Origin of the sequence: Pseudodesulfovibrio sp. 5S69, from assembly GCF_037094465.1 — a bacterium.
Classification (GTDB): domain Bacteria; phylum Desulfobacterota; class Desulfovibrionia; order Desulfovibrionales; family Desulfovibrionaceae; genus Pseudodesulfovibrio; species Pseudodesulfovibrio methanolicus.
In genome coordinates this window covers 2,816,962-2,835,556 of sequence record NZ_CP146609.1, presented here as the reverse complement: position 1 = coordinate 2,835,556, position 18,595 = coordinate 2,816,962, and the positions used below count along the sequence as shown (strand labels likewise).

At 62.9% G+C, this 18,595-nt stretch carries 18 protein-coding genes, 4 tRNA genes and 1 pseudogene; 16 read left to right on the top strand and 7 right to left on the bottom strand.

Features of this window, described 5'->3' with window-relative positions:
- The first annotated feature begins 12 nt into the window (after window positions 1-12).
- Together mutY and V8V93_RS13545 are read left to right on the top strand one after the other, a co-directional pair.
- On the top strand, window positions 13-1,107 hold the full coding sequence (gene mutY / locus V8V93_RS13550) for an A/G-specific adenine glycosylase (RefSeq protein ID WP_338667121.1): 1,095 nt from the start codon (window positions 13-15) through the stop codon (window positions 1,105-1,107).
- Between the two features lie 107 nt (window positions 1,108-1,214).
- A complete protein-coding gene (locus tag V8V93_RS13545; RefSeq protein ID WP_338667120.1) occupies window positions 1,215-2,216 on the top strand; it encodes a hypothetical protein in 1,002 nt (333 codons plus the stop codon).
- Window positions 2,217-2,506: 290 nt separating this feature from the next.
- On the opposite strand, the gene V8V93_RS13540 is transcribed toward V8V93_RS13545, so the two are convergent.
- A complete protein-coding gene (locus tag V8V93_RS13540; protein WP_338667119.1) occupies window positions 2,507-4,024 on the bottom strand; it encodes an NFACT RNA binding domain-containing protein in 1,518 nt (505 codons plus the stop codon).
- A gap of 30 nt (window positions 4,025-4,054) precedes the next feature.
- Window positions 4,055-4,417: an RNA polymerase-binding protein DksA gene (dksA, locus tag V8V93_RS13535; RefSeq protein WP_338667118.1), complete on the bottom strand. Its 363-nt coding sequence runs from the start codon at window positions 4,415-4,417 to the stop codon at window positions 4,055-4,057.
- 224 nt (window positions 4,418-4,641) lie between these two features.
- Here dksA and V8V93_RS13530 point away from each other — a divergent pair.
- The 5 genes from V8V93_RS13530 to V8V93_RS13510 all read left to right on the top strand — a co-directional run bounded on the left by V8V93_RS13530 (window position 4,642) and on the right by V8V93_RS13510 (window position 6,228).
- Window positions 4,642-4,716 (top strand) — tRNA-Gly (locus V8V93_RS13530).
- An 8-nt stretch (window positions 4,717-4,724) separates the two neighbouring features.
- Window positions 4,725-4,799, top strand: a tRNA-Cys gene (locus V8V93_RS13525).
- 4 nt (window positions 4,800-4,803) lie between these two features.
- Window positions 4,804-4,878, top strand: a tRNA-Gly gene (locus V8V93_RS13520).
- A 64-nt stretch (window positions 4,879-4,942) separates the two neighbouring features.
- Window positions 4,943-5,017, top strand: a tRNA-Gly gene (locus V8V93_RS13515).
- Window positions 5,018-5,208: 191 nt separating this feature from the next.
- Window positions 5,209-6,228 (top strand): hypothetical protein, encoded by a 1,020-nt coding sequence (locus V8V93_RS13510; RefSeq protein ID WP_338667117.1) that lies wholly within the window; start codon window positions 5,209-5,211, stop codon window positions 6,226-6,228.
- Window positions 6,229-6,598: 370 nt separating this feature from the next.
- Here the strand turns inward: V8V93_RS13510 and V8V93_RS13505 are convergent, their stop codons facing one another.
- A complete protein-coding gene (locus V8V93_RS13505; RefSeq protein WP_338667116.1) occupies window positions 6,599-7,465 on the bottom strand; it encodes a DMT family transporter in 867 nt (288 codons plus the stop codon).
- Window positions 7,462-8,490, bottom strand: a complete 1,029-nt coding sequence (locus V8V93_RS13500; protein WP_338667115.1) for a metal-dependent hydrolase — start codon at window positions 8,488-8,490, stop codon at window positions 7,462-7,464. Before V8V93_RS13500 ends, V8V93_RS13505 begins: the two co-directional genes overlap by 4 nt.
- A 107-nt stretch (window positions 8,491-8,597) precedes the next feature.
- On the opposite strand from V8V93_RS13500, the gene V8V93_RS13495 reads away from it, so the two are divergent.
- The 6 genes from V8V93_RS13495 to leuB all read left to right on the top strand — a co-directional run bounded on the left by V8V93_RS13495 (window position 8,598) and on the right by leuB (window position 14,868).
- Entirely contained in the window at window positions 8,598-9,245 is a 648-nt protein-coding gene (locus V8V93_RS13495) for a phosphatidylserine decarboxylase family protein (RefSeq protein ID WP_338667114.1), read from the top strand.
- A gap of 27 nt (window positions 9,246-9,272) precedes the next feature.
- On the top strand, window positions 9,273-10,040 hold the full coding sequence (gene pssA, locus V8V93_RS13490; RefSeq protein ID WP_338667113.1) for a CDP-diacylglycerol--serine O-phosphatidyltransferase: 768 nt from the start codon (window positions 9,273-9,275) through the stop codon (window positions 10,038-10,040).
- 138 nt (window positions 10,041-10,178) lie between these two features.
- Complete coding sequence (locus V8V93_RS13485; protein ID WP_338667112.1) at window positions 10,179-11,711, top strand: 2-isopropylmalate synthase; 1,533 nt, start codon at window positions 10,179-10,181, stop codon at window positions 11,709-11,711.
- A gap of 4 nt (window positions 11,712-11,715) precedes the next feature.
- On the top strand, window positions 11,716-12,975 hold the full coding sequence (leuC, locus tag V8V93_RS13480) for a 3-isopropylmalate dehydratase large subunit (protein ID WP_338667111.1): 1,260 nt from the start codon (window positions 11,716-11,718) through the stop codon (window positions 12,973-12,975).
- Window positions 12,976-12,987: 12 nt separating this feature from the next.
- The gene (locus V8V93_RS13475) at window positions 12,988-13,479 is read left to right on the top strand and encodes a 3-isopropylmalate dehydratase small subunit (protein WP_338667110.1); all 492 of its coding nucleotides are present in this window, start codon (window positions 12,988-12,990) and stop codon (window positions 13,477-13,479) included.
- Window positions 13,480-13,800: 321 nt separating this feature from the next.
- Complete coding sequence (gene leuB, locus V8V93_RS13470) at window positions 13,801-14,868, top strand: 3-isopropylmalate dehydrogenase (protein WP_338667109.1); 1,068 nt, start codon at window positions 13,801-13,803, stop codon at window positions 14,866-14,868.
- 74 nt (window positions 14,869-14,942) lie between these two features.
- On the opposite strand, the gene V8V93_RS13465 is transcribed toward leuB, so the two are convergent.
- The 3 genes from V8V93_RS13465 to V8V93_RS13455 all read right to left on the bottom strand — a co-directional run bounded on the left by V8V93_RS13465 (window position 14,943) and on the right by V8V93_RS13455 (window position 16,020).
- Complete coding sequence (locus V8V93_RS13465; protein WP_338667108.1) at window positions 14,943-15,398, bottom strand: hypothetical protein; 456 nt, start codon at window positions 15,396-15,398, stop codon at window positions 14,943-14,945.
- A complete protein-coding gene (locus V8V93_RS13460; RefSeq protein WP_338667107.1) occupies window positions 15,395-15,643 on the bottom strand; it encodes a hypothetical protein in 249 nt (82 codons plus the stop codon). Before V8V93_RS13460 ends, V8V93_RS13465 begins: the two co-directional genes overlap by 4 nt.
- A gap of 101 nt (window positions 15,644-15,744) precedes the next feature.
- Window positions 15,745-16,020 (bottom strand): GIY-YIG nuclease family protein, encoded by a 276-nt coding sequence (locus V8V93_RS13455; RefSeq protein WP_338667106.1) that lies wholly within the window; start codon window positions 16,018-16,020, stop codon window positions 15,745-15,747.
- A 176-nt stretch (window positions 16,021-16,196) separates the two neighbouring features.
- Between V8V93_RS13455 and V8V93_RS19495 the strand changes: the two are divergent.
- From V8V93_RS19495 to V8V93_RS13445, 3 genes and pseudogenes are all read left to right on the top strand, one after another.
- Window positions 16,197-16,616 (top strand): annotated as a pseudogene (locus V8V93_RS19495) (ATP-binding cassette domain-containing protein); the annotation flags it as partial.
- A 33-nt stretch (window positions 16,617-16,649) separates the two neighbouring features.
- A complete protein-coding gene (locus V8V93_RS13450; RefSeq protein ID WP_422394418.1) occupies window positions 16,650-18,095 on the top strand; it encodes an ABC-F family ATP-binding cassette domain-containing protein in 1,446 nt (481 codons plus the stop codon).
- The gene (locus V8V93_RS13445; RefSeq protein ID WP_338667104.1) at window positions 18,092-18,481 is read left to right on the top strand and encodes a (deoxy)nucleoside triphosphate pyrophosphohydrolase; all 390 of its coding nucleotides are present in this window, start codon (window positions 18,092-18,094) and stop codon (window positions 18,479-18,481) included. The genes V8V93_RS13450 and V8V93_RS13445 overlap by 4 nt, the downstream gene beginning before the upstream one ends.
- The last annotated feature ends 114 nt before the right edge of the window (window positions 18,482-18,595 follow it).

The window sequence follows — 18,595 nt, the reverse complement described above, 5'->3', positions numbered from 1 at the left end:
ATAACAGCGGTCATGGACCAGACCGGATTCACGCGCAAGCTGCTTCAATGGTACGACGCCGAACACAGGGACCTGCCCTGGCGGCACGACCCCAGCCCCTACCGGGTCTGGATCTCCGAGATCATGGCCCAGCAGACGCAGATGGACCGGGTGGTGGAGTACTACAAGCGGTGGATGGACCGGTTCCCGGACATCCGTTCCCTGGCCGACGCCCACGAGGAAGAGATCCTCAACCTCTGGGAGGGGCTCGGCTACTACTCCCGCGCCCGCAACCTGCACCGAGCCGCCGTCCTGATCCAAGATCAATTCAACGGCGAGTTTCCTGCCGATTTTGCGGACATCCGCTCGTTGCCCGGCGTGGGCGACTACACGGCCGGGGCCGTGGCCTCCATCGCCTTCGGCCGGCATGAGCCCGCCGTGGACGCCAATGTCCTGCGGGTTTTCGCCCGTCTGCTCGACATGGACATCCCGGTCCGGGACCGGGCGGGACGCAATATGGTCGAGGATGCGGTCCGTCGGCTCATCCCCCACGACCGGCCGGGCGATTTCAACCAGGCGGTCATGGAGTTCGGGGCCCTGATCTGCCGCAAGAATCCGCGCTGCGAAGCGTGCCCGGTCCGTGAATTCTGCCGGGCGTATGAAAAGGGTACGGTCCCGCTCCGGCCGGTCCTGCCCGCGGCCAAGGAAACCATCCGCATCGACATGGCCACCGGCTTTTTGGTTCATCGGGGCAGGGTGCTCATCCAGAAACGCAAGCCCGGCGACGTCTGGCCCGGCCTGTGGGAATTCCCCGGCGGGTGCATCGAGCCCGGCGAGACCCCGGAGCAGGCCCTCCGACGCGAATACCTGGAAGAGGTGGAGCTGGCCGTGGAGCCGGTGGAGAAGATCACCGTGGTCCGCTACAGCTACACCCGCTACCGGGTGACCATGGACTGCTTCCTGTGCCGGTACGACGGTGAACCTGCCGAGCCGGTCTTCCACGAGGCGGTCAAGGGCGGGTTCGTCAAGCCCGCCGAACTCTCCGGCTATGCCCTCCCTTCGGGTCACCGCAAGCTGGTGGACCGCATGCTCGCCGACATGCGTTACGCCCACCTCTTCAAATCCTGATCTCCAACGAATCCGTACGGCCGTGCCCATAGGCACACCCCTTGCTTCTCTCCTTGCGCACCCTTCTCGGGGTCAATGTTTTGACGTTTTCAGCGCAGGAGCAGCATATGTCCATTGGCAAGATCGGCGGCTACGAGGCCATGAACGCCGCCCAAGGCGCGCCCGCGGGGCGTGACGGCAAACGGCTGGCCATCCGGACCGCCTTCGACAACCAGATGAGCATGACGCAGGCCCTTTTCGGCGACAAGACCGGCGAAGGGAGTGGCGGGTCCTTCGACGTCTCCATCATCAACGACTCCCAGATGCTTGAGGCGCTGTCCGCCCTTTCCAGCATCATGCGCGACGAGTCGGGCCTTAAAGCGCCGCTCGTCCGGCCCCAGGCAGCCGTGCCGCCCGCTGCGGCGACATCCCGGCCCACAACCAACCTGCACACCCCCGGCAAACTGGCCGCCCGGTTCGAATCCGGCGAGGGAGGGGGGGCTGTCATCGGCTATGACCGCGTGGGCGGGACCTCCTACGGTACGTATCAGATCGCCTCCAAGCCCGGCACCATGGACGATTTTCTGACGTATCTCGACAAGACCCGGCCCGACTGGGCCGATCGGCTGCGTGATGCCGGGCCGTCCGACACCGGCTCCAAACAGGGCGGTATGCCCACAGTCTGGCGGGCCATCGCCGCCGAGGATCCGGCCGGGTTCGAACAGGTCCAGCACGATTTCATTGCCCGGCAGACCTATGACCCGGCCCGGAACATGATCCTCGACCGCACCGGTCTGGATTTCAACAACGCGCCGCCCGCCCTCCAGGAAGTCCTCTGGTCCACCTCGGTCCAGCACGGCCCGACAGGCGCGGCCAATATCTTCAACAAGGTCATCGACCGGTTCCTGCATAAGGGCCAGAACGACGACTTTAACGCCCAACTCATCAACGGCGTGTACGAATCCCGCAAGAATCAGTTCGGCTCCTCCACCCCCCGCATCCAGAAAAGCGTGGCCCACCGCATGGACTCCGAAAAACAACTCGCCCTGAATATGCTCCAAAAGATGTCCGTGAACCGTACGGTTCAGGACGCCTCCGGCAGCCAGGGGGAGAGAGAGGGGACCTTTTGAGAAAAAGGTCCCTCTCTCCCTTCCCTGCACCCCCAACCCTCTCTCCCTCCCAAACTTTATGTGTGCGCTTTCGCGCGGGCGGCGGGCTAAGGTAAAACCTACCTCTTCTCCCTGTATCTTTTGCACTAGAGGAATCGTTCGAAGAAGAAGCCGAATGAGACGCAGCCGTACATCCGCGAAGCGGCGCTAAAGAGTCTCGGAGGGGAGATGGGATGGAGGTTCGGGAAGGGAAGAGGGAAGCCCTCTTCGAAGGGTTCCCTCTTCCTCTTCCCCGGCCGCCGGAGGCATTCTTAGCCTAATTTTTCTTCAAGCGACGGGTCGAGGTCGACGCGCAGGGTGCCGAGTTTGCGGTCCACGGCGACCTGGCCGAGGTTGAACCCTTTGACTTTGCGTACGTCCTTGACCAGGGCGTACATGACGTCGGCCTTGCCGTCGTCCTTGCGGTAGCTTTTGAGCCCGCAAAGGATGGCGGCCTGGGTCAGGGAGGTTTCGGGCACATCCTGGCCGGGGTGGTCGCGTTTGAGGATGACGTGTGAGCTCGGGCCGTCCTCCACGTGGAACCAGTAGTCGAAGGGCGAGGCCGCCTGGCTGAGCATGTGGTGGTTGGCGGTCTTGTTCTTGCCCCGGATGACGGTGAAGCCGTCGCTGGTGCGGAACAGGCGCACGGCCAGGCCCCGGAACCGTTTGGGCAGGGCGGCGGGGCCATCGGGTTCGGAGGTTCCCTGCGGGACCAGGGTGGGGTGGACTTCCAGGGTGCCGTCTTCGGCCTGGGCGAGTTGGGCGAGGAGCTCGCGGCGGCGGCGCTCCACGTGCGGGAAGCCGCGTTGGGCCTTGGCCGCCAGCTTGAAATAGCGCTCCATGTTCTCGGTGGGCGAGAGAAAGGGATTGAGGGGGACGGTCATGGGGCCGTGCACCGGGTGGGTGACGTCCACGGACTCGAGCCCCTCGGCGTCCTTGAAGCGGTAGAGTTCGGCCTGGAGGGCCTCTGCCTTGACCTGCTCGGCGGAGAGCTGTTCGAGGCGCGCCTGCTCCTGGTCCAGGCTGGCGAGATTGCGCTTGAGTTTCTTGCGCACGCGCTTGAGCTGGACGATCTGAGCCTTGTCCTCCTCCATGTCGAGCATGGGGAAGAGGGTGCGTTCGCCGTAGGTGCGGGCCGCGTCCAGGGCCGAATGGAAAATTTCGTCATTCTTGCCGGACGGCCAGACCGTGGGCGGCGACCAGGCGTCGCCGGACCGGGCGAGGTGGAAGGCGTCCGCCGAGGCCGTGGCCACCTGGAAATAGAGGGCGTGGGCCCGTTCTTCGGGGAGCCCGGCCAGCACCTTGCGCAGGGGCGGCGAGATATGCGGGTATTCGCGCCAGATGTCCGGGTCTTCCAGGACGTCTTCGAGGGCGGGCCACTCCGGCTCAAGGGAGAAGGAGGGGGGGAGCTCGTCGGCCAGGGACATGCCGGTGCGACAGTCGAGGATGAGGAAGGTTTTGCCGTCCGGGTCGGTGCGCGGGCTGAGTTCCAGCGCCAGGCGCAGGTTGGGCCAATCTGTGCGTGCGGCCAGGATCTTGCGGTTCCTGAGGCGCTTGCGGAACCACATGGCCATGGCCGGGGCGGTCTGCGGGTTGACCGGTTTGACGGGGGAGAGAAATAAATGGCCCGCCGATTTGGCGGGCCTGAAAATCAGGTGAAGGGGTTCGCCCGTGTTCTGGATGGCCAGCACCCAGACGCCGGGGGCCGGGCCGAATACCTTGTCTATCCGGCGGCCGATGAGGGTGGACGAAAGTTCCGCGCTCAGGAAGCGGAAGAAATTGGCTTCCATGGCCGTCTCCGTCCAGGTGAAGCCGGGCGGCTAGTCGCCGCGGACGGCCTCGTCTTCTTCCTGTTTGCTTTTGCAGTTGATGCACAGCGTGGTCATGGGCCGCGCCTTGAGCCGGGCAATGGAGATATCGTCGCCGCATTCCTGGCAGATGCCGAATTCGCCGTCCTCGATGCGGTTGATGGCCTGCTGGATTTTCTTGATCAGCTTGCGTTCGCGGTCGCGCAGACGCAGGGTAAAGGCACGGTCGCTTTCGGCCGTGGCCCGGTCCGCCGGATCGGCATAGATCTCACCCGATTCGGTCATGTCTTCGATGGTCGCCTCGCTTTTCTTGAGGATGTCATCGAGCATGCCGTCCAGGGTTTCCCTAAAGTACTTCAGATCATTCGCTTCCATATGAACCTCCCCCTCTGAGAGTGAGCAGTCTGTTGAGGAGCTAAGGGTGCAACCCCTTTTCTACTGAATTAAAGCGCGTTGGTATACCAAAAAGACCCTAAAAGTAAAGCCTTTCCATTAGGCCAAAAATTCCAAGGAGTTCATATGGCTCCTAATTTCGAAAAAAACCAAAATACCCTTGACACCCAACGGGGCCACGGGTAAACAGTGGTTCGCTTTTGAGGGCGGGAATAACTCAGTGGTAGAGTGCAACCTTGCCAAGGTTGAAGTCGCGGGTTCAAATCCCGTTTCCCGCTCCAAAAACGTCGGCGACATAGCCAAGTGGTAAGGCAGAGGTCTGCAAAACCTCCATTCTCCGGTTCAAATCCGGATGTCGCCTCCACTCGGCGGGAATAACTCAGTGGTAGAGTGCAACCTTGCCAAGGTTGAAGTCGCGGGTTCAAATCCCGTTTCCCGCTCCAGCTAATCAAGCCGGTCTCCGCGAGAGACCGGCTTTTTTAGGGGAGCCCACGCCGCCGAAGACACGCGGGAATAACTCAGTGGTAGAGTGCAACCTTGCCAAGGTTGAAGTCGCGGGTTCAAATCCCGTTTCCCGCTCCAGAAACGATCAGGCCGGTCTCGACGAGACCGGCCTTTTTTTGTGTCTGGCATATTCCATTACCATATCGATATTATTGCTCTATCAATAAAATATGACTTTTGTGCGCCTTTTTGCGTACGCTCGGTATGGTCCGTGCAGATACAGACCCGGACGGCAACAATTTCCCCAAACCTCGACCGTTCGGACAACCATGAGCAAGACGAGCATACCCCACATATTTGACCCGGCCCACAGCCCCGTTTCGGGGGGCCTGATCGGTTCGCCCCTGGCCTCGGCGGGCATGCAGGCTCGGAATTTTACGACCATGGTCGGCACTCCGGCCCCGGCCATCGCCCCGGATTTCTACACGCCCGACGCCCTGGTCTCGGACGTGGAGCGGCTGTGCGATCCCGGCGAGCCCGTGTCCGACACCCGGCTGCTCAACGTGGCCGTGAAATATTTCTTCGCCTACGTGCACGAGGATGCTCACCGCGAGCCCGTGCCCTATGGCGAACTGGCCGGACTGTTCGAACAGTTTTCGCGCCATCAGTCCATGAACGAGCCGGGCGACGACATCGAGGTCATGAACCGGCTGCGCATGTGGTCCTCTGTGCTGCGCGTTTTGGCCGACGCCCCGCGTGCGGCCCACGTCATGCGCGCGGTCCTGTCCCATGCGGGGACGTACCCCGGCAGCGGCCCGTTCGTGGGCGTGGACATCGGTGCCGGGACCGGCATCATGCTCCTGGCCCTGCAGATCCTGGCCCGGCGCAGCGGCTCCTCGGACATCCAGACCCTGGGCTATCAGTGCGATCCGGTTTCCGGGGAGCGGACCCACGACCTGGTCCATTCGCTCGGCGCGGGGGCCGTCATGCTCGCCGATCCGACCCGGCCCAATGCCTTCGGCATGGTCCGGGGCAGGGCGGTCGACTTCGTGGCCAACGAGGTCATGGCGGGCATCCAGCAGTCCCTGGACGCGGACAACTGTTTCTACAAATATCGGGCCTTCCTCGAAACCGTGGGCGACAGCCTGGACCGGGCCGTGTTTTTTCCCGAAGGGCTCATCGCCCACAGCGCCGCCAGCCGCACTTCGGTCATCCTTGCCCGCGAAAACGGTTTCCAGCCCCCGGCCGAATACCTGGACGAAAAATTCATTCCCCAGGGGCTCATCCTCGAAGGCAAGGTCCTGCCCATGCACAAGCTCGGCAGCGACTTCTACCGCTACCTGACCTAGCCCGCGTTCACCCGACGATCCATACCAAGCCCGGCCCGCCCGGGCTTTTTTTGCGCCTCCGGCGGGCCCTCGCCGGGCGGGCGTCTCCGACGGCCAGGGAACCTTTTGAGAAAGGTTCCCTGGACCCTCCAAAACTTTTTGTCGCCGCTTCGCGGAGGCCGTGCGAGCGCGTTCATTCAGTTTTTTTCAGGCTTATACTCTGGATCAAACGTTTTCTGGCGAAGAGGCAAGCCTTGCCTCGACCCTCCGTACGCGCGAATGCGCATCTAAAAAGTTTAGGAGGGTGAGAGGGAGTCGCGGATCCAGGGAAGGGAGAGAGGAAGCCCTTTCAAAGGGTCCCTCTCTCCCTTCCCCTGGCCGCCGAGGCATCCTATCCCCACAAAGCGATGACGGCGGCGCCGGCGGTCATGATAGCGGTGCCGATGAGGCGGTAGCGGATGCCGGTTTCATGGAAGAGCAGCCAGCCGTAGAGGACCGAGAAAATGCCGGCCAGGCGCTTGATAGTGATCATGTAGGCGGCCGCGGTCAGGGTCATGGCCACATTGTGGCAGAGGGCTTCGGCAAAGACGATCAGTCCGGCCACGATGCCGAGCAACGGCCTGCGGGTGAGATTCTTGAGGGACGCCTTGCCGGTGGCCAGCAGGAGGAGGGTGAGCAGGACGCCGTACAGGGAGAAGATGACCACGGCCGCGAACAGGGGCGAGGAGTTGAGGATGATGACCTTGCCGCCCACCGAGGTCAGCCCGAACAGGACGGCCACGACGAGCATCAGGGCCGAGCCGGGTTCCTTCCAGACCGCCTTGATCGGCCCGAGGAATCCGTACCTGGCCGAGTCGAGGTTGAGGACGTAGCCGCCCACGACCACCAGGAGCATGCCCGCGGTGCCCTGGGGAGTGAGGGCTTCGTCGAGGATGAGTCCGCCGGTGAACAGGACGAAGACCGGGGTGAAGCTGAGGAAGGGCAGGGTCAGGGACAAGGGGGACACGCGGATGGCGCGGTAATAGAGGAGGATGGCAACGGTGAGCATGGGCAGCACCCAGGCCATGTAGGGGAGGAAATCGGGGCCGATGGCCGGGATGTCGATGAAGGCCAGGGCGGCGAGAAAGAGCGGCAGACCGTAGAAATAGGGGATGAGGCTCATTTCCCAGGGCGAGAGGTCCGAGAAGAACCGCTTGATGAACGCGGAGTTGCTGGCCATGAAGAAGGCCGCGCCCGCCGAGAGCAGGAACCATGTCATTGGATTTTTTCTTCGAGGCCCGTCCCGGAGCCGCCGGTGCCGGTGTTGTCCTGGGTGCGGATGCCGCCTTCATAGGACCAGGCCGCGAGCCGTCCCGAATTGTCGAGCTGCGCGGTCAGGGTGAAGGGCTGCCGTTTGCCGCGGTAGTACCAGGCCAGGACCGGATTGGTGGAGGTGAAGCGCAGGTCGTGAAAGACGAGCCGTCGTCCCTTGGGGGTGTCGGTCTCTTCGACGTAGGGCCATTTGGTGAACCATGCGTAGGTCGCGAACATGGACTCTTGCTCGCCGAGCTTGCGCAGGAACGCCTTGTCCGCCCGTTTTACGCGCAGGGGGGCGGCGGGCTCGCGGTCGCCGAACAGGTCCATGGTGTCGAGGAGGTAGTCCGGTCCGGCGGTGACCACAACCTTCCAGAACCGGGGCGACAGGGCGTCCGGGGTGACGTGGACGTGGTCGTAGGCGATGCCCTCGGCGTCGAGCCGGTGGGCGTAGACGGTCTGGAGCACGGCCCCCACGCCCATGTTGGCCAGGGGGTAGGCGAAGAACCAGGCCATGCCGATGAGGGCGATGGCGTGGCGGCGTTTTTTGATCAGCCAGGCGGCGACGATGAGGGCGAGCGCGGTCAGGGTGAAGAGCGGGTCGATGATGAACGCGCCGTCCAGGGCGAAGCGGTGGTTGGAGAAGGGGGCCAGGATCTGGGTGCCGTAGGTGGTGATCAGGTCCAGCCAGACGTGGGTCAGGGCGAGCGCGTAGAACAGGGCCGCGATCTTGACGAACGGGGTACGCCGGGAAACGAGCTTGTACAGCCCGGCCAGGGCCAGGGCCAGGAAGAACGTGCCGAAGAAGGAGGTGCTGATGCCCCGGTGGTAGATCAGGTTGAACTCCGGGCCGTCGCCGAAGAAGATGTCCACATCGGGAATCCAGGCCGCGAGCATGCAGGCGGGGACGAGGAATTTCCCGTCGGGAAACCATTTGCGCGCGGCCAGGCCGCCCATGAGGCCCGAGGAGAGGTGCGTTACCGGATCCATGCCCCGGGGTATACCTTGCGGCGAATATATTGTAAAAAACAAACTTGCGGTTTGAGGGAGCCAAGGGTAAGGAGCGGAAACTTAGCAGAAAAGGAGCTCAACGCGCCATGTTGAAACCGTCTGTCGGCGTCGCCCTGGAAGGGCTGCCCTATATCGTCATCGCAGCATTCACCACTCTGATTTTCGCCATCATAGGCTGCTGGCCCGTGGCCGTGCTCGGCCTCGTCGCCACCGCGTTCATCGGGCACTTTTTCCGCGACCCCGAGCGGGTCGGCCCCGAGGACGCCGAGGCCGTGTCCGCCCCTGCGGACGGCAAGGTCATCAAGGTCGGCCGGGCCGTGGACCCCATGACCGGAGACACCCGCCAGTACATCGCCATCTTCATGAACGTTTTCAACGTGCATGTGAACCGCATGCCGGTCAGCGGCAAGGTCGAGGCCATCCGCTACATCCCCGGCAAGTTCTTCAACGCCTCCTTCGACAAGGCCAGCGAGGACAACGAGCGCAACGTCGTGGTCATCACCGGCAAGGGCAACCAGCGGTTCACCATGGTCCAGATCGCGGGGCTCATCGCACGGCGCATCGTCTGCTGGGCCGAGCCGGGCGACAAGCTCAAGCGGGGCGAGCGGTATGGTTTGATTAAGTTCGGTTCAAGAGTTGACCTTTACATTCCGGATGGCTATGTACCAACTGTCAGCGTCGGTCAGAAGACCGTCGCCGGCGAGACGGTCCTGGCGGAGAAGCGTTCCGCCTGAACCGGAGAGTACAAGTAACTGATTGCCATGGTTGAGAAAAAATTGCCGCGCCATAAAAGTGTCTACCTTCTGCCGAACCTGCTGACCACGGCCAGCCTGTTTGTCGGCTTTCTGGGACTGACCTGGGCCATCCAGGGGGACATCGCCTCCTGCGCCCTGTGCATCCTGGCGAGTTGCGTGTTCGACGGCCTGGACGGCAAGGTGGCGCGGATCACCAACACGCAGAGCGAATTCGGCGTCCAGCTCGACTCCCTGGCCGATCTGGTCGCCTTCGGCGTGGTCCCGGCGGTCATGTCCTACCTCTGGCTGCTGCACGACTTCGGCCGCCTCGGCCTGATGGCCTCCTTCCTGTTCATGGCCTGCGGAGCCCTGCGCCTCGCCCGGTTCAACGTCCAGGCGGCGACCACATCCAAGAAGCATTTCGTGGGCCTGCCCATTCCGGCGGCGGCCTGTACCCTGGCCACCCTGGTGCTCTTCACCGACTACGTGCCGCAGGAATACCTGCACTCCGTGATCTCGGTGGGCACCTTGGTCCTCGTCTACGTGTTGTCCTTCTTCATGGTCAGCACCATCCGCTTCTATTCCTTCAAGGAAATCAGCGCATTCAAGGCCCATCCCTTCAGCTGGATGGTGACCGCGATCCTGATTTTCTCGCTCATCGCGTCCCGGCCCAAGGTGCTCGGGTTCGTCTTCTTCCTGGGCTACCTCATCTCCGGCCCGCTCTACACCCTTTTCCTACTATCCCGCAGAGGCAAGCGACTACTACGGGACAGCTCCAAGAAAGAGCTAGGCTAGCTCTCCTCATCCCATATTAGTACGTCGTACTGACCCTGATCGCCACGCTCCCCGCGCGGGTTTTGCGTTTGGCGGTTGCATACCCGTTGTCAAACATTTAGAACATACCCCCACAAGGGGAACTATCCGGAGGATACCATGGCAGAAAGAGTGTACGTATTCGACACTACCTTGCGTGACGGCGAACAGTCTCCCGGCGCGACCATGAACCTGGACGAGAAGATCCGCATGGCCCGCCAGCTTGAGACCCTGGGCGTGGACATCATCGAGGCGGGTTTCCCCATCGCCAGTCAGGGCGATTTCGAGGCGGTCCAGGCCATTGCCGCCGCGGTCGAGAAACCGCAGATCGCCGGGCTGTGCCGCGCCGTGACCGGCGACATCGACCGCTGCTGGGAAGCCATCAAGGATGCCAAGCACCCGCGTATCCACGTCTTCCTGGCCACCAGCGAAATCCACATGAAGCACAAGCTGGGCAAGACCGCCGACGAGGTCATCGAGATGATCAAGAAGGCCGTCGGCCATGCCCGCCGGTACACCGACAACGTGGAGTTTTCAGCCGAGGACGCCTCGCGCTCGGATTGGGATTTCCTGGTCAAAGTGACCGAGACCGCCATCGACGCCGGGGCCTGCGTGGTCAACATTCCGGACACCGTGGGGTATACCCAGCCCTTCGAGTATTATGATTTGATCAAGTATCTCATGGACAATGTCGGCAACATCGACAAGGCCATGATCTCGGTCCATTGCCACAACGACCTGGGTTCGGCCGTGGCCAACTCCCTGGCCGCCGTTCGTGCGGGCGCGCGCCAGGTGGAGTGCACCGTGCTCGGCATCGGCGAGCGCGCGGGCAACGCGGCGCTTGAGGATCTGGTCATGGCGCTGAATACCCGCAAGGAACTGTACGGCGTCGAGACCGGTATCGTCACCGAGCAGATATACCCGTCCTGCCGCAGGCTTTCCCAGATCATCGGTATGCCCATCCCGCCCAACAAGGCCATCGTCGGGGCCAACGCCTTTGCCCATGAATCCGGGGTGCACCAGGACGGCGTGCTCAAGAACCGGCTGACCTATGAGATCATGACTCCGGCCTCCATCGGCTTGACCAACAACGAGATCGTCATCGGCAAGCACTCCGGCTCCCACGCCGTGCGCAAGAAGGCCGAGGAGCTGGGCTACAGCCTGGACGAGGATCAGATCAACGTACTCTTCAAGGCGGTCAAGGACCTGGCCGACAAGAAGGAGCAGGTCTTCGACGAGGACGTGGAGGCGCTCATCCTGGAGTCCGTGTACCGCCGCAAGGACCGCTTCCGGCTGGTGGACATGTCCGTGTTCTCCGGCACCGGCGACGTGCCGCCGCATGCGGCAACGGTCATGGCGTTCGGGGCCGCGAACGAGGCCGAGGTCAGACGCACCAGCAATTTCGGCGAAGGTTCCATTGACGCCGTGTTCCAGTCCATCTACTCATTGGTGGGCGTATCCCCGAAACTCGAAAGCTATACGGTCAACGCCGTGACCGAAGGATCCGACGCCCTGGCCGGGGTCGCCGTGCGCATAGAGCACGAAGGCGTCAAGGCCGTGGGTCGGGCCAACGACGGCGATGTGGTCAAGGCCAGCGCCTTGGCCATGGTCAACGCATTGAACCGCTTGGAAAAAGCGAAAGAGGAGAAATAGACAAATGGGTCAGACCTTAGCTGAAAAAATTCTGCAGAACCATACGGACGAGCAGGTCACCGGCGCGGGGCAGATCGTCCAGTGCAAGGTGGACATGGTCCTTGCCAACGACATCACCGCCCCTCTGGCGATCAAGTCCTTCAAGGCCATGGGCGCGAAGAAGGTGTTCGACCGGGATAAGATTTCCTTGGTCTGCGATCACTTCACCCCGAACAAGGACATCGATTCCGCCGAGCAGGTCAAGGTGGTCCGCGATTTCGCCGAGGAGATGGGCGTGACCCACTACTACGAGTGCGGCGAGGTCGGCGTGGAGCACGCGCTGCTGCCCGAGAAGGGCATCGTCGGCCCCGGCGACGTGGTCGTGGGCGCGGACTCCCACACCTGCACCTACGGCGGCCTGGGCGCGTTCGCCACGGGCATGGGTTCCACCGACATCGGCGCGGCCATGGCGCTGGGCGAGACCTGGTTCAAGGTCCCGCCGACCATCCGTGTGAACCTGACCGGCACCCCCGGCAAGTACGTCGGCCCCAAGGACTACGTGCTCAACCAGATCGGCATCCTCGGTGTGTCCGGCGCGCTGTACAAGGCGCTGGAATACGGCGGGGACGTGGTCGACGACATGACCCTTGAAGGCCGCATGACCATCGCCAACATGGCCATCGAAGCGGGCGGCAAGGTCGGCCTGTTCCCTGTGGACCAGAAGACCCTGGACTACGCGGCCAACGCCGGGTTCAAGGGCGGCGAGACGATGACCCCGGACGCGGACGCCGTGTACGAGCGCGTGCTCGACATCGACGTCACCGGCATGGCTCCCCAGGTGGCCTGTCCGCACCTGCCCGAAAACGTCAAGCCCGTGGACGAGACCGCCGGGCTCAAGATCCACCAGGCCGTCATTGGCTCCTGCACCAACGGCCGCATCGAGGACATGCGCCTGGCCGCCGAAGTGCTCAAGGGCCGCAAGGTCGACCCCAAGGTGCGCTGTATCATCCTGCCCGCCACCCCGGCCATCTGGAAGGCGTGCATGCAGGAAGGGCTGATGGAGATCTTCATGGACGCCGGTTGTATCGTCGGTCCGCCCACCTGCGGTCCCTGCCTGGGCGGCCACATGGGCATCCTGGCGGGCGGCGAGCGCGCCATCTCCACCACCAACCGGAACTTCAAGGGCCGCATGGGTTCCCTGGAGTCCGAGGTCTTCCTGTCCAACCCCGCCGTGGCCGCCGCCTCCGCCGTGGCCGGCGAGATCATCAACCCCGCCAAGCTGTAGGAAGGTGCAATAATGAAAGTAACCGGAACCGTTCACAAAGTGGGCGACCATATCGATACGGACGCGATCATCCCGGCCCGTTTCCTGGTGACCACCGATGCCAAGGAACTGGGCGCCAACTGCATGGAGGGCCTGGAGGCCGGATGGGTCAAGCGCGTCAAGGAGAACGACGTCATGGTCGGCGGCGTGAACTTCGGCTGCGGCTCGTCCCGCGAGCACGCGCCCATCTCCATCCTGGGCGCGGGCATCCCCGTGGTCCTGGCCCACAGCTTCGCGCGCATCTTCTACCGCAACGGCTTCAACATGGGCCTGGTCCTGCTCGAGATCGGCGACGATATCGACAAGTTCAGCGATACCGATCAGATCGAAGTGGACACCGCGTCCGGTGTCATCAAGAATCTGACCACCGGCACGACCGTGCAGGCCGCTCCGGTTCCCCCGTTCATGCAGGAAATTCTCAACGCGGGCGGACTGGTCGAGTACGCCAAGAAGAAATTGGCCTAGGAAGGCCTCCGGCGGCCGGGGAAGGGCAGGAAAACCCTTTGAAAAGGGTTCTTTCCTCCCCTTCCCGGACCCTCATCCCTTCCTTTTCCGAGCTTTCTGGAACCGCTTAGCGGGGGAGGTGGCGGAGGTCGGGCTGTCGGGCTGGATGTATTCTTGAACGTAAATTTCTGATATTGGCATTGATCATGCGCCCCTACGGCTTCGCCGAAGGCGCGACAAAAAGTTTTGGAGAGTCCGGAGAACCTTTTTCAAAAGGTTCTCTGGTCCCGCCGAAGGCGACCGCCGGTAGGCCCGCCGGAGGCATCACAACAGGAGAGCGTAATGAAGATTTGTGTATTGCCCGGTGACGGGATAGGGCCGGAGATCGTGACCCAGGCCCTGCGGGTTCTGGACAAGGTGGCCGACAAGTTCGGCCGCACCTTCGAGACGACCGAGGCTTTGATCGGCGGTTGCGCCATCGATGCCGAGGGCGAGCCGCTGCCCGCCGAGACCGTGGCCAAGTGCCGGGAATCGGACGCCGTGCTGCTCGGCGCGGTGGGCGGTCCCCAGTGGGACACCATTGACCCGGCCATTCGCCCTGAGAAGGGGCTGCTCGGCATCCGCAAGGAGCTCGGGCTGTTCGCCAATGTGCGCCCGGCCAGGCTGTTCAAGCAGTTGGCAGACGCCTGCTATCTGCGCCCGGACATCGTGGCCCGCGGGCTGGACGTCATGGTCGTGCGCGAGCTGACCGGCGGCATCTACTTCGGCGAGCCGCGCTATGACGGCGAGAAGGACGGCGAGCGCTTCGGCTTCAACACCATGGTTTACTTCGAGCACGAGATCCGGCGCATCGCCAAGGTGGCCTTCGAAGCCGCCCGCAAGCGCTCGGGCAAGGTCTGCTCCGTGGACAAGGCCAACGTGCTGGACGTGTCCCGTGTGTGGCGCGAGATCGTCATCGACGAGCACAGGAACTACCCGGACATCGAGTTGTCCCACCTGTATGTGGACAATGCGGCCATGCAGTTGGTGCGCGATCCGTCCCAGTTCGACGTGCTCGTCACCGGCAATCTGTTCGGCGACATTCTGTCGGACGAGGCCGCGGCCATCACCGGTTCCATCGGCATGCTGCCGTCGGCTTCCCTGGGCGCGGGCAACCCCGGCCTGTTCGAGCCCATCCACGGCTCGGCCCCGGACATTGCGGGCAAGGACCTGGCCAACCCCCTGGCGACCATCCTGTCCGTGTCCATGATGCTGCGCCACGCCTTCGACATGGGCGCGGAAGCGGATTGCATCGAACAGGCCGTGGAAAAGACCCTGGAGCAGGGCTTCCGCACCGGCGACATCGTGCAGGAAGGCGGCAAGGCCGTGGGCTGCACCGCCATGGCCGACGCCGTGCTGGCGAACATGTAATTCGGCCGAAAGAGAATGGAACGGGCCGCATCGTTTGGCGATGCGGCCCTTTTTTGCATAGGGGAAAAAGAGGATCAGAGGGACGGGCTGCTGAGTTTTCCGGCCTTTTCCGCCTGCCTGCCTGTCTCCAGGTCGATGAAGCCGAGCGCCATGCATACGCCGATGTAGTCCATCTTGAGGATTTCCATCTTCTTCAGGGCCCGGTCGTGCTGTTCCCGGGTGATCTTGCCCTGGTTCAGCAGGTAGCGGCCTATCTTTTCGTTCTCGTCCGCCTCGGCCGCTTCCAGATCGGCCACGGTGATGCCCCGGATGTCGCCCTGGCTGCTCCGCAGGCTGGCCAGGGCCTGTTCCTTGTTGACCAGATCCCGTTCCAGATCCCGCTTCTGGTCGCGCAGGGATTGGTGCCGGGTTTCGAGTTCGTTTTGCCGGTTGTTGAGCTCGTTCATGGTCGCGTACCGATATTTGGAGATCATGCGGAACGCTATGAAGAAGATGGCCAGAAACAGGCCGAAGAGCATGCTGAAGGTCATCGCACGGTTTTCCGTTGTTCCAGGATGGCGATCTGTTCATCGAGATCGCCCACCTTGGTCTTGAGGTCGGCGATTTGCTCCTCGAGGACGGTGTTCTTGGCCTCGAGGTGCACGGTCAGCCGCCGGACTTCGTTGCGCTTGCGGCGGATCAGGTCCGAGCAGTTGTGGTGGTGGATGACGATGATCCCCAGGAGAACGAACCCGAACATGGCCAGGAGAAGATATACGGTACTGACTTCCAGCATTGGGTGTCTATGGGTTGTCGGGTTCCGGGAGAGCCTTAGGTTGCGTGCAAGTTACGTGGAAACATGGCGGCTGGCAAGGAAATGCGTCTTTCCTCGGCGTGTCACCCGGCTGCCGTCCGTCTTGGTTCCGCGTGGCTGGTGAGCCGCTCGATCTTTTGCCCGGCCGGGAGCTTCTTGATGGCCAGTTCCAGTTTCAGGGCCGCGCTCTTGCCGTTCACCTCCACGCTGGCCGCCAGGGACACCGGGAGCCGGGCCCGGGTGTACTTGGAGGCGGTGCCGGCGTTGTGCGCCGCAAGCCGCCGGTTCAGGTCGTTGGTGATGCCGCAGTAGAGGCTGTTGTCCGCGCATCGGAGCAGGTAGACGTTCCATGTCTGCATGGCGGCAGTGTACCTTCAGGATCGTGCGCGGTCAAAACAGTTGCCAATCCGCTTCACGCATTATATCTCTCATCCGCAAACGCTAAAGGTCCATTATTATCATGTCGCGCATCACAGTACAGAGCCTCGAAAAATCCTACGGCGGCGAGCCGATCTTTTCCGACGTGGCCTTCGAGGTCGCGCCGGGCATGCGCCTTGCCCTGACCGGCCCCAACGGCTGCGGAAAGAGTACGCTGCTTAAGGTCCTGGCCGGGGAGATCGAGCCCGACGGCGGCCAGGTTACCCTGACCAAGGGCGCCCGCGTGGGCTACGTGGCCCAGGAGATGACCGGCGATGTCCTCAAGCAGCAGCTCCTGGCCTGGGTCCTGTCCGCGCTGCCCTCCTGGAACGAGTTCTGGGAGGCGTGGGAAAAGGCCGTACATGAGGGCGACAACGCCCGTATCGAACAACTGTCTCACCGCCAGGCGGAGTTCGAGCAGCTCTACGGCTACAACCCGGACCACAAGGCGCGGGCAATCCTGACCGGCCTGGGTTTTGCCGAAGACGATCTGCACAAGAACATCGGCGAACTGTCCGGCGGCTGGCGCGAACGGGCCAAGCTCGGGCGGGTCTTGTTGCAGGGCGCGGACGTGCTCCTGCTCGACGAGCCCACCAACCACCTCGACCTGGAGGCCGTGGAGTGGTTGGAGGACTATCTGCTCAATTTCCGGGGTACGCTCGCTTTCGTGGTCCACGACCGCATCTTCCTGAACCGCGTGGGCACCCACGTGCTCTTCTTGGGCGGGGCCAAGCCGCTCCTGCGCAAGGGCTCCTTCGACGAGTTCTTGGCCTGGGATGAGGAGAATCGGGAGCAGCGGCGCAAGGAAGCGGACAAGCTGTCGGCCCGGATCGAGAATGAATACAAATACATCAACAAGTTCCGGGTGAAGGCGCGCAAGGCGGCCCAGGCGCAGAGCAAACTCAAGAAGGTCGAGAAGCTCGAACAGGAACTCAACCAGATCAAGCAGGTCCAGGCCTCCCATCACCGCGGGCGGAGCCTGAGTTTCCGCCTGCCCGAGCCCAAACGTGGCGACAAGGTCCCGGTGTCCGCGGTGGACCTCGAATTTCAATACGAGGGCGGCCATTCCGTCTGGCCCGCCCTCAACTTCCAACTCTTCCGGGGCAAGAAGGTGGCCGTGGTCGCGCCCAACGGTGCGGGCAAGTCGACCTTGCTCAAGCTCATCGCCGGGACGCTGACGCCGTCCGCCGGGCACGTCAAGATCGGTCCCGGTACCGAAATGGGCTATTTCAGCCAACACCAGCATGAAATCCTCAATCTGGACAATTCGGTCATCGGCGAGATCCGGCGGCTGTCCAGCCCAGGGCTGACCGAGGAACAGGTCATGAGCGTGCTCGGCCTGTTCCTGCTCGGCGAGCGGTATTTCGAGCGCAAGGTCAAGGGGCTGTCCGGCGGCGAGAAGTCCCGCCTGCTCCTGGCCACCCTGTTCCTGGCCAAGGCCAACCTGCTCGTCCTGGACGAACCCACCAACCATCTGGACATCGAGACCCGCGAAGGGCTCATTCGGGCCTTGCAGGACTACGAGGGCACGCTGCTCTTCGTGGCCCACGACCGCTACCTGCTGAACGAGGTGGCCGAGGAGGTCTGGTCCCTGGACGAAAACGGGCTGGCTCAGCACGTGGGTGGGTTCGAGGAATTTCACGCCCGGCAGAAGCGGGAAGAGGCGTGCCGCAACGGACAGGCCGCCTGCGACGCCGAGGAAGCCTTGGAGAAGCGCAAGCTGACCAAGGAGGAAAAGCGCCGCCAGGCCGAGGAGCGCAACCGCCTCTATCGCGAGCTCAAACCGCTGAAGAACAAGTACGAGAAGCTTGAGGCGGACCTGGAAAAGATTCTGGACGAGCAGGCCGGGTTGGAAGAGAAGATGAACGATCCCGCTACTTACGAGAAGCCCGAACAGGCGCTGAAGCTCAACGCGGCCTACAAGGACGCCACGGAGTGGGCCGAGACCATCATGGAACGGATGGCCGAATTGGAAGACCGCATGGAGGCCATCACCGGCGAACAGGGGGCGGCATGAGCAAGCCGGTCCTGGAGGTGGTGGCGGGCATCGTCTGGCGCGACGGGGAATACCTGGCCGTGCGGCGGCCCGAGGGCGGGCCCATGGCCGGATGGTGGGAATTCCCCGGCGGCAAGGTGGAGCGGGGCGAGACGCGCGAACAGGCCCTGGTCCGCGAGTTCCGCGAGGAGTTGGACGTAACGCCCGAGGAATTTGCGTACTGGCGCGACCTGCGGCACGAGTACGACGAGTTCTCCGTTCATCTGTATTTTTACCATATCACTAAATATTCAGGTGAGTTGAAGGGTGTGGAAGGCCAGCAGATGGCCTGGGCCGATCCCACGGGGCCGGTCGCTCTCGACTTCCTGCCCGCCGACGTCGTCATCGTCGAAGCTCTCCACAATTGATCCCGATGCCCGTCGTACGGGGATTTACGCCATTTCTCCATTGAAGGTTGGGCCGAGAAGGAGTATGTATCTTCACTTGCCCGAATTGGGCCTGACCTGAAGCGATTGTTGAAG